The organism is Citrobacter sp. Cpo071, assembly GCF_030332765.1.
GTDB lineage: Bacteria > Pseudomonadota > Gammaproteobacteria > Enterobacterales > Enterobacteriaceae > Citrobacter > Citrobacter portucalensis.
Map to the genome: position 1 here is coordinate 730,823 of NZ_JAOWHE010000085.1, position 12,739 is coordinate 743,561.

12 protein-coding genes are annotated in these 12,739 nt (G+C 52.8%); 6 read left to right on the plus strand and 6 right to left on the minus strand.

Going from position 1 to position 12,739, the window contains the following annotated elements; genetic code table 11:
• Nucleotides 1-35: 35 nt before the first annotated feature.
• Nucleotides 36-1,070, minus strand: coding sequence for an NADPH-dependent curcumin/dihydrocurcumin reductase (gene curA / locus OGY09_RS20625; protein ID WP_032943511.1), 1,035 nt, complete (start codon nt 1,068-1,070; stop codon nt 36-38).
• Nucleotides 1,071-1,128: 58 nt separating this feature from the next.
• Nucleotides 1,129-1,704 (minus strand): helix-turn-helix domain-containing protein, encoded by a 576-nt coding sequence (locus OGY09_RS20630; RefSeq protein WP_003833097.1) that lies wholly within the window; start codon nt 1,702-1,704, stop codon nt 1,129-1,131.
• Between the two features lie 37 nt (nt 1,705-1,741).
• On the opposite strand from OGY09_RS20630, the gene OGY09_RS20635 reads away from it, so the two are divergent.
• A complete protein-coding gene (locus OGY09_RS20635) occupies nt 1,742-2,260 on the plus strand; it encodes a GNAT family N-acetyltransferase (protein ID WP_032943513.1) in 519 nt (172 codons plus the stop codon).
• Entirely contained in the window at nt 2,257-2,706 is a 450-nt protein-coding gene (locus tag OGY09_RS20640) for a DMT family transporter (protein ID WP_008784831.1), read from the plus strand. Before OGY09_RS20635 ends, OGY09_RS20640 begins: the two co-directional genes overlap by 4 nt.
• Nucleotides 2,707-2,770: 64 nt before the next feature.
• Here the strand turns inward: OGY09_RS20640 and OGY09_RS20645 are convergent, their stop codons facing one another.
• A complete protein-coding gene (locus OGY09_RS20645; protein WP_003020183.1) occupies nt 2,771-3,004 on the minus strand; it encodes a YdcY family protein in 234 nt (77 codons plus the stop codon).
• 17 nt (nt 3,005-3,021) lie between these two features.
• Nucleotides 3,022-4,620, minus strand: a complete 1,599-nt coding sequence (locus OGY09_RS20650) for an ABC transporter substrate-binding protein (protein WP_032943514.1) — start codon at nt 4,618-4,620, stop codon at nt 3,022-3,024.
• 282 nt (nt 4,621-4,902) lie between these two features.
• On the opposite strand from OGY09_RS20650, the gene OGY09_RS20655 reads away from it, so the two are divergent.
• Genes OGY09_RS20655 through OGY09_RS20665 form a run of 3 tightly spaced genes read left to right on the plus strand, consistent with a single transcriptional unit; the run spans nt 4,903 to nt 11,355 of the window.
• Entirely contained in the window at nt 4,903-6,210 is a 1,308-nt protein-coding gene (locus tag OGY09_RS20655; protein ID WP_032943515.1) for an SrfA family protein, read from the plus strand.
• Between the two features lie 4 nt (nt 6,211-6,214).
• The gene (locus OGY09_RS20660) at nt 6,215-9,196 is read left to right on the plus strand and encodes a virulence factor SrfB (RefSeq protein ID WP_032944414.1); all 2,982 of its coding nucleotides are present in this window, start codon (nt 6,215-6,217) and stop codon (nt 9,194-9,196) included.
• Nucleotides 9,193-11,355 carry a virulence factor SrfC family protein gene (locus OGY09_RS20665; RefSeq protein WP_032943516.1) on the plus strand — a complete coding sequence of 721 codons (2,163 nt, stop codon included), beginning with the start codon at nt 9,193-9,195 and terminating at the stop codon, nt 11,353-11,355. The genes OGY09_RS20660 and OGY09_RS20665 overlap by 4 nt, the downstream gene beginning before the upstream one ends.
• A gap of 19 nt (nt 11,356-11,374) precedes the next feature.
• Here the strand turns inward: OGY09_RS20665 and OGY09_RS20670 are convergent, their stop codons facing one another.
• Complete coding sequence (locus OGY09_RS20670) at nt 11,375-11,548, minus strand: GhoT/OrtT family toxin (protein WP_003020198.1); 174 nt, start codon at nt 11,546-11,548, stop codon at nt 11,375-11,377.
• A gap of 192 nt (nt 11,549-11,740) precedes the next feature.
• Between OGY09_RS20670 and yncL the strand changes: the two genes are divergently transcribed.
• Nucleotides 11,741-11,836, plus strand: a complete 96-nt coding sequence (gene yncL, locus OGY09_RS20675) for a stress response membrane protein YncL (RefSeq protein ID WP_071524268.1) — start codon at nt 11,741-11,743, stop codon at nt 11,834-11,836.
• 119 nt (nt 11,837-11,955) lie between these two features.
• Here the strand turns inward: yncL and OGY09_RS20680 are convergent, their stop codons facing one another.
• The gene (locus OGY09_RS20680) at nt 11,956-12,735 is read right to left on the minus strand and encodes an AraC family transcriptional regulator (protein WP_032943518.1); all 780 of its coding nucleotides are present in this window, start codon (nt 12,733-12,735) and stop codon (nt 11,956-11,958) included.
• Nucleotides 12,736-12,739: the final 4 nt, after the last annotated feature.

Here is a 12,739-nt window from a genome sequence, read left to right on the forward strand (position 1 = left end):
TGGCGGGAATGACTCCCGCCATCAGTTTTTACGCATCACTCCTCAGCAAGACGAATCACTACCTTGCCGAAGTTTTTGCCAGTCAGCAGACCGATAAAGGTTTGTGGCGCATTTTCCAGACCGTCGGTCACCTGCTCGCGGTAGTGGATTTTGCCCTCTTTAACCCAGCGCCCCATCTCCCGCTGAAACTCATGAATACGGTGTCCATAATCCTGACCAATGATAAAACCCTGCATGCGGATACGCTTTTTCAGCAGCGTTGCCATTAACAGCGGTAATCTGTCAGGTCCGGCCGGAAGCGACGTTGCGTTATAACCGCTGACCAGGCCACAAAGCGGAATCCGCGCTGAGGTATTGAGCAATGGCAGAACGGCATCAAATACTTTTCCACCGACGTTTTCGTAATAAATATCAATACCCTGCTGGCAGGCTTTTGCCAGTTGTTGCGCAAAATCTTGTGCGTGGTGATCGAGACAAACATCAAAACCCAATACCTCGGTGGCATGTCGGCATTTCTCTGCCCCACCCGCCACACCGATCACCCGACAACCCTTAAGCTTACCGATCTGCCCGACCGTTGCGCCAACCGGCCCGGTTGCGGCAGCTACCACCAGCGTTTCCCCCGCTTTTGGCTGACCGATATCCAGCAGGCCCATATAAGCGGTAAACCCCGGCATACCCATAACACCCAGCGCCCAGGAGGGATGCTCGGGATGATCGCCAAGCTTCACCAGCCCGTTACCGTCGGAGATGTCATAGTCCTGCCAACCGCTGTAGCTCAATACCCATTCGCCTGGCTGGTAGTCCGGATGGTGGGATGACACCACGCGACTTACGGTACCCCCAACCATGACACCACCAATATCTACTGGTGGTGAGTAAGATGGCTCATCGCTCATGCGGCCACGCATGTAGGGATCGAGGGAAAGATAAACTGTGCGCAACAACATCTGGCCTTCGCCCGGTGTTGCGACTTCATCTTCTTCAAGACGGAAGTTCTCTGGGACTGGCGCGCCATGTGGACGGGAAGCCAGTACCCAACGACGGTTACGATTAATCTGTTGACCCATGATGTGCTCCTCTGCTTTTGGCATGAATCCATCAATAGTAGCAGCCCGTTCCTGCTATTTAGCTGACGACGTGATTTAACCGCACAACCAGGTAAACGCAAGGTTGCGCGGTTTCATTGATAAACCGACAGTCATTCGGCGGGCCAAGTTCCAGGCAATCACCTGCCTGCATTTCATGGCGTACGTCCCCTTCCACAAAGACTAATTCCCCCTGCTGTAACCAGATAAGTTGTCTGGCCTGCACATAGGAAGAGGCTGGCATCGGGATATCACTTCCGGCGGGTAATTCGATCTGCACCAGATCGATAGGCAGATCGCTGCGCGGTGAAACATGGCGGCGCAGATAGTGACTTTGTGGATCGTGCCAAACAGGCTGATCGACGAAGCGTAGGAGCTTGCCCTCCTGCATTTCAGCTCGTGCAATCAGGGTAGACATGCTGATGCCAAACGCGCCGGAAAGCCTGCCCAGCAACGTAGCCGTTGGACTACTCTCGCCGCGCTCTATTTTATGGATCATGGCCCGCGACACACCCGCGCGCTCGGCAAGTTCCGTGAGTGACCAACCGCGAGATTCCCGCTCAATGCGAATTCTTGCACTGATCCGTTGATTTATGCTGTCTTCAATAGTATTCATATTGTAATACTATAGTGAACAAGCCCTGAGGTTCAACATGTCAATTCGATTTGCCAGCAAAGAAGACTGCGCCGCCATTGCAGAAATCTACAACCATGCGGTACTGCATACGGCGGCTATCTGGAACGATCAAACGGTCGATGCCGAAAACCGTATTTCCTGGTATGAAGCCCGCCAATTGATGGGGTATCCGGTGCTGGTGAGTGAAGAGAATGGCGTGGTTACGGGATACGCCTCCTTTGGCGACTGGCGTAACTTTGATGGCTTCCGTCATACCGTTGAACATTCGGTGTATGTTCATCCTGAACATCAGGGAAAGGGGCTCGGACGGGAACTGCTCAGCAGACTGATAGACGAAGCCCGCGCATGCGGCAAGCATGTAATGGTGGCAGGTATTGAGTCTCAAAATCAGGCATCACTGCATCTGCACAGCTTGCTGGGCTTTAAAACCACCGCGCAAATGCCGCAGGTTGGCACTAAATTTGGGCGGTGGCTGGATCTGACCTTCATGCAGTTACAGTTAGACGATCGCCGCGAACCGGATGCCCTTAGATGAACCAGACGCTGACCCTCTCCTTTCTGATTGCCGCGGGTATTGGTCTGGTGGTGCAAAATACCTTGATGGTACGCATCACCCAGACATCCTCGACGATCCTCATCGCCATGTTGCTTAACTCGCTGGTTGGGATCGTGCTGTTTGTCAGCATATTGTGGTTTAAGCAAGGTTTGGCAGGGTTTGGTGAACTGGTATCCAGCGTGCGCTGGTGGACGCTCATCCCCGGCTTGTTGGGATCGTTCTTTGTTTTCGCCAGTATTAGTGGATACCAAAATGTAGGCGCCGCCACGACGATTGCGGTACTGGTGGCTAGCCAGTTAATCGGCGGGCTGGTGCTGGATATTCTACGTAGTCACGGCGTGCCGCTGCGGGCGCTGGTAGGCCCGGTCTGTGGCGCGGTGCTGTTGGTCATCGGGGCGTGGCTGGTGGCGAGACGTTCATTTTAATTGCCTGATGGCGCTTCGCTTATCAGACCTACAGAGCGTGCCTGTAGGTCGGATAAGTGAAATATCAGAGGATTGTGCCGCCTTTGGTCAATTGTTCGCGACGGGCTTCCATATCTTCTTTATGCTGACGGCCATGATGTGCGATAGCCGTACGCAAACGCTGTTGCTGGGTATAGCGATCTTCCCGGCTCAACGCGACATCATCGCTGAGCTCAATCAGCAATTCATTCATATGCGTAATGACGCTCTCTTCAATGGCGGCATCAACACGTGCGCTGACCTCATCCAGATGCGACATAACCTCTCCTTAACTCATTAATTTAATTTTGCTTTTGAAAAATCACTGCCCATCAGGCTGACGCTGTATCCGCTGACGTTGCTGCGCGTAGCGTAGAACGTTTTACCGTTTGCCAGAGCTATCCACGGAGCCTGCTGGTAGAAAATCTCTTGCGATTGCTGGTAAAGCGCGGCGCGCTCTTCCGGTTTACTCACCAGCTTCGCCTTTTGAACCAACGAATTATACTCTTTATCGCACCAGCGCGCGGCGTTAGATCCGGTTTTTATGCTGTCGCAGCCCAGCAGCACATCGGCGAAGTTATCCGGATCGCCGTTGTCTGACATCCAGCCAAACAATGCGGTGTCATGCTCACCTTTACGCATTCCGGAGAGATATTCCCCCCACTCGTACGACACAATTTTCGCCTTCACGCCCACCTTTGCCCAGTCGCTCTGGATCATCTCAGCAATCCGTCGGGAGTTCGGGTTGTAAGGGCGCTGAACCGGCATTGACCACAGCGTCGCTTCAAAGCCGTTTTCCAGCCCCGCCTGCTTCAGCAGATCTTTTGCCTTTTGCGGGTCGTAAGCGTAATCCTGCAGATCTTTATTGAAGCCCATCATATTCGGCGGAATCGGCGATTTTGCCACCGTACCGGAACCTAAAAAGACGGCGTTAATAATGGCCTTTTTATCGGTCGCGTAGTTTAGCGCCTGACGCACCAGTACGTTATCAAACGGTTTTTTCTCGGTATTAAACGCCAGATATCCGACGTTCAGCGCTTCAACCGCATGCAGCGTCAAATCTTTATTCTTTTTAATTTCGTCAAACTGTACGGGGGCTGGTGCCGGGATTATCTGGCACTCATTGGTTTGCAGTTTTGCCAGCCGCGTCTGGACGTTTGGAGTGATTGAGAAGATCAGGTGCTTCGTTGGAACGGCGCCATCCCAGTAGTTCGGGTTGGCAAGATAGCGGATTTGCGAGTCCTGCTTGTACTGTTGCAACACGTAAGGCCCGGTGCCAATCGGCCAGTTATCGACGTTTTCCGGGGTGCCTTTTTTCAGCATCGCGTCGGCATATTCCGCAGAAAGGATAGAGGCAAAATCCATACCCCAGTCGGCAAGAAACGCAGCATTAGGTTCATTGAGGACAAACTGAACATGATAATCATCGACCTTCTTCACTTCTTTAATCAGTTTATCCAGACCAACATCGTTAAAGTATTCGTAGCTTCCCTGAGAAACCTTGTGATACGGATGATCGGCATCTTTCTGCCGTAATACCGAGAAAATCACGTCATCTGCGTTGAAGTCGCGGGTCGGTTTAAAGAATTTATTACTGTTGAATTTCACGCCCTGACGCAGGGTAAACGTATAAGTCTTACCGTCCGGGGAAATCGTCCAGTCCGTTGCCAGAGACGGTATCGGGGTATTCTTTACTGGATCAAAGTTGATGAGTCGGTTGTAGAGCACCTGTGAACTGGCCACAAATGAAGGACCTGAACTGGCGATTTGCGGGTTAAATGACTCCGGAGATGCTTCAGAGCAATAGATGATGGTGTCAGTATTGGCCGCGAACGCAGCGCCTGACGGTAAGACGGCGCTGAGAGCCAGCGCGAGTAACGTTTTCCTTGCAATCATGGTTATAAGCCTTCTTATTTTATTATTAACAGGGATATCAGAGCATAGCTGACAAAAACTGACCAATAACAAATCACTATCAGGTTATTCTAATCCGGTGTATTTCGCTGAATAATTCATCACTCCAAGCGAATTAATTTCCCTTAAGTCTTTTTCAAAACGTCAAGATTTTTCCCGGCACTCTATGCCATGAAAATTAGCCCCTTTTTGCCTCTCTTTCGCCGTTTGCTCGTTTTTATAAAACGTAAAGTAGATACGTGAAGAAGTCTAAGGGGTAACAACGTGGCAAAAACTCTCTTGCGCAGCGGCAATTTGGATGACTATCAGGCCGTGGGCGGCGGTGGTCAGGCCGTGTTTGATTCAGCATTGCAAATTCGTGAAACGCTTCGTCTGCGTAAACAGCAGGCGATGGTGGATTGTCTGGCGATCCCACAAATTAACGACAACGGCGATCGGGTTGACTGGTATTCCCCGATAGAAGGGAAAGCCGTGGCGTGGAAAGCCGCTGATGAAGAAGCACGTTTTCGTGCGCTGCGCTATCTGGGGAGCACGCTGGAAAATGCGGCGACCCTGAGCCGTAAAAGCCTGCAATCGGGGAAAACTTCCCTACAGCTGTTTGGCTCACTGCTCGAAAAAGCCATCCAATTTCCCGGTGAAAATCACGTGTTTCTGGTTGATGGCAAACCCGTTATTACGTTCTGGGGCTTCGTCAATCTGAATGAAAATCCCCGCGACGATGTGCTCGACTGCCTGCGCATTGCCGATGTGCCTCCTGTGGTTACCGTAGCAGAGCCAGAACAGGAAGAAGAAATCGCACCGGAAATTACCTTTGCCGAGGCCGATGTCCCCTTACTGACGCCGGTCGTTGATCTGCCAAAACCGGTTGAACCTGAACCTCACCCCCCGGTTATTGTTAACGAACCTGAAGTCACTGCCCCGCCGGTACATGAAAAGCCCATACGCCGCATACCGCTGTGGAGCCTCCCCGTTGCCGCAGTGATTATTGCAGCCATCGTTGGGCCGCGGCTGTGGAAGCAACAGACCACCCAGCCCGTACCCGCAGTAGCCGCTATTGAAGTCGCTAAGGTTGATATGGCACCGCTGCCAGCACTGACATCTGTACTGCCCCTGCATCGTGCTGAAGTGACTCCAGCTCCGAAGAAAGAGAAACCTGTCGAAGGACCGGTGGTGATCGCCGCGATTCCAAAAGATGCGCTGGTGATGGATGCCAACCAGATGAAGGCAGGAACGACGCGTTTTCTCAACGGTAACTGGCGCGTCATGGTCGATGTTAAAGATCCGGTGAGCGGCAAAGCGCCGTCTCTGCGCTATCAGATCCAGGCCAATAAAGGCACTGCGCGCGTGGTTCATGGTGACAACATTGTTTGTCGTGCCGAGATTTTCTCTGGTTTGCACCAGTCGGGTGAATTAATGATTAAGAGTCGCGGCAATGCCCGTTGTACCGACGGTTCACGTTATCCGATGCCTGAAATTACCTGCAAAGCGGGAACCAATGACGTCGCCGCCTGTACCGCGCGTTATGACGATCACGCGGAAATCCCTCTGACGATCAAAAAGATAGGTGCCTGATTTTATGTTGGTGAATCTGTGTGATTACAAACAGAGCGTGACGCTCATCGCCAATAGCGGTGTGCAATTTCTGGATTTCGGCCTCACGCCGCAGGAATCTGCGCACCATGGACGCTTTGTGCGCAAAACGGCAAACGGTCCGCTACTGAGACTAGACTTCGATCTGACGTCAGGACGCTATACCCTACCGGGCAGCACCGGCGCGCAACCCGAAGTGGTGAAGCCGGAAAGTACTCAGACGCTGCACTATTCGCTGGACGTGCTCGACGGCGTCTGGCTGCCGCTGCCGTTTTTGCGCTTTAACCCGCCGCGTACGTTTGTTGAAGGTCCGGATAACTGGGCACGCGTGCAGGTGCGAAAGCTACCGCAGCCGGACAGCGCAGGCAACACCCACCGTGTTACCGTAGCGCTGGACAGCCAGCTTACTGAAAATGCCCCTGCGGCGTTAACCCCCAACGAAAATGATCTGCTTAACGGTACACGGTTTGGGCTGGCCTGGCATGACAACGAAATTGCTGATTTCCTTGACCAGACCTGGATTGACGGCTGGTTGCGCGAATCTTTTATGCACCATGTCACCCAACATGAGAACCGCTCAGAACAAGAGATCCAGCAGGCTCTGCGTAACTTTGAATACCAGGCGCACTGGCTGAATGTGCTGACCCTGTTAGGTGAGCAGCTTTCCGTCCCGGAAGTGAAACTGGTTACGCACACCCTTAGCACACCCGCCATTCCCGTCGATCTTATTTTGGATATCGGTAATACCCATACCTGTGGTGTCCTGATTGAAGATCACGGGGATGCCAATGACGGGCTGCGTCAGACCGCTGAATTGCAGGTCCGTTCGTTAAGCGAGCCGCAGTTCCTCAACGATCCGCTATTCACCAGTCGGCTGGAGTTTTCCGAAGCGCGCTTTGGTAAGCAGCACTTTTCCGTTGAGAGCGGACGTGATGACGCCTTTATCTGGCCGTCGATTGTGCGTGTGGGTGATGAAGCCCGTAAGCTGGCGATGCAGCGTATGGGCACCGAGGGCAACAGTGGGATCTCAAGCCCGCGCCGCTATCTGTGGGATGAAACGCCGGTGTTACATGACTGGCGCTTTAGCCAGATGAATGGCAAAACCCAGCGCGAACCGCTGGCTACCGCCTTCCCGCTGATGAACCTGATGAACGATGACGGGCAGCCGCTGTTCAGCCTGCCGCAGGACGATCGTCTGCCAGTGTTCTCACCACAATACAGCCGCAGCACGCTGATGACGCATATGCTGTGCGAAATACTGGCCCAGGCGCTGGGGCAAATTAACAGCGTAGCAACGCGTTTGCGCCTCGGATTCCCGGCGTCTCCTCGTCAGTTGCGGACGCTGATCCTGACCCTACCGTCGGCGATGCCCAAACAGGAGCGCGAGATTTTCCGCCTGCGCATGTTTGAAGCTATTGCCCTGGTCTGGAAAGCGATGGGCTGGCACCCGCAGGATGAAGACTTCACCACCCGTAAGCAGCAGGAAAAAAGTGTGGTTCCCGTACCTGAAATTCAGATGGAATGGGATGAAGCCAGTTGCGGGCAACTGGTGTGGCTGTATAACGAGGCTATCTCTCACTACGATGGCCACACCGAATCGTTCTTTAACGCCCTTGCCCGCCCGGACCGTTTGCCAGAGCCTGGTGAGACGAAAGGCCGTGCACTGCGCGTGGCATCGATCGACATTGGCGGCGGGACAACGGACATGGCCGTCGTTCATTACCAACTTGATGACGGCGTTGGCGCGAACGTCAAAATTACCCCGCATCTGCTGTTCCGTGAAGGTTTTAAAGTTGCGGGCGATGACATGCTGCTGGACGTGATTCAGCGCTGCGTGTTGCCTGCACTGCAAACCCGCTTACAACAGGCTGGCGTGACCGACGCCGCCGCATTGCTGGCCACGCTATTTGGCGATTCTGGTCGCATCGATACTCAAGCAATTCTGCGTCAACAAACGGCATTGCAGCTCTTTATGCCGCTTGGTCATGCGGTCCTCTCTGCCTGGGAACAAAGCGATATTAACGATCCGGTCGCCGGACTACATGCCACCTTTGGGGAACTCCTGAGTCAACAACCCACGCGCAACGTGATGAACTACATCCAACAGGCTATCGATCATGCGTTGCCAGCAGGGTCGCCAGCGTTTGATGTTCTGAGCGTGCCGTTACAGGTACAGTTCAGGCAGTTACAAGAAGCACTATTGACGGGGCAATTTACCCTGACTTCCCCACTGCACGCGGTTTGTGAGGCCATTTCACATTATCGCTGCGATATCTTATTAGTGACCGGCAGGCCCGCCTGTTTACCGGGTGTACAGGCGTTGATCCGCCATCTGCAACCTGTTCCGGTTAACCGTATGATCTGGATGGATAACTACCGCGTGCATGAGTGGTATCCGTTCAGCCAACAGGGGCGGATTGGTAACCCTAAATCCACCGCTGCTGTAGGCGCTATGCTGTGCAGCCTGGCGCTGGATTTGCGTTTGCCACGTTTTAACTTTAAAGCTGCCGATATCGGCGCTTACTCGACCGTACGCTTTCTCGGTGTACTGGATAATACGGTCAATACCCTGCGCGATGAGAACATCTGGTATCACGATATTGATCTGGATAAACCTGGGGCGAAGCTGGATGCCCGGTTGCATTTCCCGTTACGTGGCAACGTGACGTTAGGATTTCGGCAACTGGCAAACAGCCGCTGGCCTGCCACGCCGCTGTATACGCTCAGCATAAACTCTGCCGAACTGGCAAAAACTATCGCCGGAGATGGCGTGTTGAATGTTCGGCTGCAGCTACGCGGCGGCAGCAAAGAAAGTGGCCCGGAATTCTTCATCCTGAGTGATGCCTGGTTACAGGATGGCACCCCCGTTGCCGCCAATGCCTTAACGTTAAAACTGAATACGCTGGCAGACCGTCGCCATAGCGGAAGCCATTACTGGATTGATAGCGGGAGCGTGTACCTGAAATGAGTAAGATGTTAAATACCGCGCAGGCCGCCATCGAGTGGGTGGTAGATACCCGTCAACGTGCGGCGCGTCTTGATGATGAAGCGGATGCCCTGCTGGCACAGCTTACGCTAGCCGCAGTGAGTGAATCTGCGTTGAAGGAGACCTTTTCATCGCAAGGATGTATAGGGTTATACGGACACTCACAATCGGCAAAAGCACATCTGCTGGCGGCATTGTGCTGCAATGCCACTGGCAAAGTGAATATTGTTACCCCGGATCGCAGCTTTGATTATTTCTCGCATATTAATCCGGGCCATGCACCAACCAATATGGCGATCCGCTTTACGCGCGATGAAAATCCGCATGATAGCGAATGGCCGTTGCGTCTGCGATTACTCAGTGAAGCCGAACTGGTACAGCTATTTATCGCCCAGTTCAGCGCGCTCCCGGGCAACCGACAGGTCGAGAAATCGATTATTGAGGCGCGCCTGGAAAAATGGCAAACGCTGCGTCAGCGTCACCCGGTGCCGGGCATTACCACACATGATGTTGCGGCAATTGGTCGTTTCTGGCGCTCCTGCGTACCGGCAAACCAGCAGCAAATTGACGATGCACTATGGTATCAGTTTGCCACGTTGCTGCCCGCACTGGACCTGACTACCCGGGCAAACGCCTGGGCGTTACTGTGGGGAGAACAACCAGAGCTGACGCAGCAGTGGCTGGCGCTGGCGCACACGTTGCAACAAACCGGACACGCGCAAGAATTAGCGGCCCCGCTGAGCCTGCTGGTTGATCATTTTGGTTTACCTGCCGAAAGTTTCCTGACCCAGGTGGCATTGACCAGCAATAATGAGACGCAAAGCGATGTGGTGGTTCATCCGATTGAAAATCATCAGTTGCTCAATGCGGTCAGTCTTTCTTTGTCGTCACTGGCGCTGCTCACGCGCGAGCTGGTCCTGACGGTTGAAGACTCGGTGCTGGAGAATGTCGATCTGCTCGATATTCCCCTCGCCCCGGATGCTCATCCTAACCCACTGTGGCAGGCAAAATTAGGCTGGATGCTGGAACATTATCGCCAGCACCTGCAACCGGATGTGCTCTTAATCTGCAACGCGGTCTCTGCCCGCGCCCAGACGCCCGCCATCACCCGCAAGCTGTTGGGCTGGGTCAACGATACCCAACCTGTTCATGATGCCGCATTACCGGGCGTGGTTTGGGCCATTACCCCGCAGGATGCGCGTTTTAGTACCCAGCAAAACCTTGATGAATCCGTGCAGCAATTGATGGGCAAGCCCGGGCTGCATTGGGGTACGTTGCAGGCGCTGGATAAACATAGCTTACAACGTCTTGTCGAATGGCTGACTCAGGCAACCTCACCACAGCAGCGCCAGGCCAGGTTGACTTCTCTACGCGAGCAGCATCAACAGCGCATCCGCGAAACGCTGATAAGCTGGATTAATCCCGCTCAAGCTGAATCGGATAGCCACGAGTCGGTGATCCGCCAGTTACAGGCGCAAGCGGCAAAACATGGCGAACTGCTGGATGGTTTGCTCCCGCCGATGCGCATTTTTGAGTCGCTGCTGCGTATTCAGCAACCACGCGAGGAGCAGGTAAGCGGTTTATTTAATGAAGAGATTGACCTGTTTGCCGAAGTGCGTGACACACTACACTCGCCGGAAAGTCAGGAGACCGGATATCAGGCACACAAAATGTGGATTAACCACGTGCGCCAGTGGTGTCGCGATGAAAATAATGCCCGCCGTTTACGACTCGATTCCCGTACGTTAAGGCAGGTTGCCGACATTCTCGTCACCACCAGCTATCGCCTGGAGATGCCACAACGCTTACAGCGCATTATGCAGCGCGAAAATGTCTGTGCCGCGCAGTTACACGCCGATATTGGTGATTTTATTACCTGGCTTGGATTTGCCGACGTTGCTGAGGAACAGCGCCCTGCCAGCAGGATCCAAAAAGGATCGGCTATTTTTAGCGCGCCGAAGCAATCGCCGATGTTACGCCTGACGAAGCTGGATGAACAACCCTCGCATGGTGCAAGCCGTTACGTTTACGACTGGCTGGTTGCCTTGTACACCCGTGCGAATGAGAATGCGGGATATCAGCACCCACAGGATGTCTCTGAAACCGACAAAAAACGATTAGATGCCCTGCTTTTCTCCTGAAACGGCGAATACGCCGTCATCAGAAAAGAGAAAACATCAGCGCAACGGGAAAACTCATCGGCCAGGTCGCCCCGACTAATACCGCGCTAAGAAAGCGGATCCGCTTTTTATCGCGGGAAAGAAACCAGGTGATGATTGCCGTGATGACGGCCATCACCGCATAAAAAACCAACATTTTTTGGTATAGGGACATTTAAGGCATCCTGGCCAGAAGGGAAAATCGCGCGCAATATGCTCTTTTTCATGACTCACATCAAGTTTTATTAATTAATTTAAGAAAAACGGCTGTAAAACAACCCATTTTCATTATGTTCAGAATTCGTACTATTGCGGATAGTTATAAGCCGTACTATACCCATAAGGGTTAAAACGAAAGGTGGCAAAAATGAATGTTTCCAGTAAAACTGTGGTGCTGATAAATATATTTGCTGCTGTAGGACTTTTCAGTCTGATATCCGCAAGGTTCGGCTGGTTTGCTTGATGTAACGCTTCTTGATTAATTGCAGCGTCCGCTGGCAGAGAGGATCTTCTCTCTGCCATCAGTAAACGATCTTCCCACTCTGCTATCACTGGGTAAATTATCCTTAATATGTAATACCCCTAATCCTTCTGCGGCATTATATTGCCCGAATAACGGCCTGGTGTTGTGCCGGTATGTTGATGGAAGAAAGCAATAAAAGCACTGTCGCTGACAAACTCCAGATATTGCGCGACCTGGCTGATATGGCATCCATCAGCCAACATTTCCATGGCTTTTAACAACCTAAATTGCTGCCGCCAGTCCTGATAATTCATCCCGGTATCCCTGATAAATATTCGGCTGATCGTCCTCTCGCATGCCCCAACCTGTCGGGACAATTGATTCAGTCGTGGTGGCAATTCCCCCATGCGTAATCCCTTGAGCCACACGTAAAGCCGCGGATCTGAGGGATACTGCAATGTCCAGTTTTCACTGCGGGCGGCACGCATTTCCTCACAAAAAACGGTAATGAGGCTGGACTGCTGTGCGGCAGGCATTTCCCATGGCCAGAAGGCCATACGTTCTATCACTTCATAAAAAAGCGGATTAACTTCGACTATCTGCAGCGGTAACTCAGATAACGGCAATGCGGTAGAAAAGTACAAAGAGCGATAAGCCATCACACCACGCATTATGGCGCGATGTACCGTGCCTGCCGGGATCCAAACCGCACGGCGTGGCGGTAGCAGACACAGGGCCTGCTCCAGTTCAATCGTAATACTTCCCGCTGCCGAAAAAAGTAGCTGATGACGAAGATGACTATGCCGCCCGGAATCATGTACGCCCATATCGGCAGCAATACCGATTACCGGTTTATCAAAACTATCCGCATCAAAAGCATCATCAGGGGCAATTTTCATTATC

Coding starts and splice junctions, on each gene's coding strand:
- OGY09_RS20650 (WP_032943514.1), bottom strand. CDS start 4,620: ATGATTGCAAGGAAAACGTTACTCGCGCTGGCTCTCAGCGCCGTCTTA.
- OGY09_RS20640 (WP_008784831.1), top strand. CDS start 2,257: ATGAACCAGACGCTGACCCTCTCCTTTCTGATTGCCGCGGGTATTGGT.
- yncL (WP_071524268.1), top strand. CDS start 11,741: ATGAATGTTTCCAGTAAAACTGTGGTGCTGATAAATATATTTGCTGCT.
- OGY09_RS20680 (WP_032943518.1), bottom strand. CDS start 12,735: ATGAAAATTGCCCCTGATGATGCTTTTGATGCGGATAGTTTTGATAAA.
- curA (WP_032943511.1), bottom strand. CDS start 1,070: ATGGGTCAACAGATTAATCGTAACCGTCGTTGGGTACTGGCTTCCCGT.
- OGY09_RS20660 (WP_032944414.1), top strand. CDS start 6,215: ATGTTGGTGAATCTGTGTGATTACAAACAGAGCGTGACGCTCATCGCC.
- OGY09_RS20630 (WP_003833097.1), bottom strand. CDS start 1,704: ATGAATACTATTGAAGACAGCATAAATCAACGGATCAGTGCAAGAATT.
- OGY09_RS20665 (WP_032943516.1), top strand. CDS start 9,193: ATGAGTAAGATGTTAAATACCGCGCAGGCCGCCATCGAGTGGGTGGTA.
- OGY09_RS20670 (WP_003020198.1), bottom strand. CDS start 11,548: ATGTCCCTATACCAAAAAATGTTGGTTTTTTATGCGGTGATGGCCGTC.
- OGY09_RS20635 (WP_032943513.1), top strand. CDS start 1,742: ATGTCAATTCGATTTGCCAGCAAAGAAGACTGCGCCGCCATTGCAGAA.
- OGY09_RS20645 (WP_003020183.1), bottom strand. CDS start 3,004: ATGTCGCATCTGGATGAGGTCAGCGCACGTGTTGATGCCGCCATTGAA.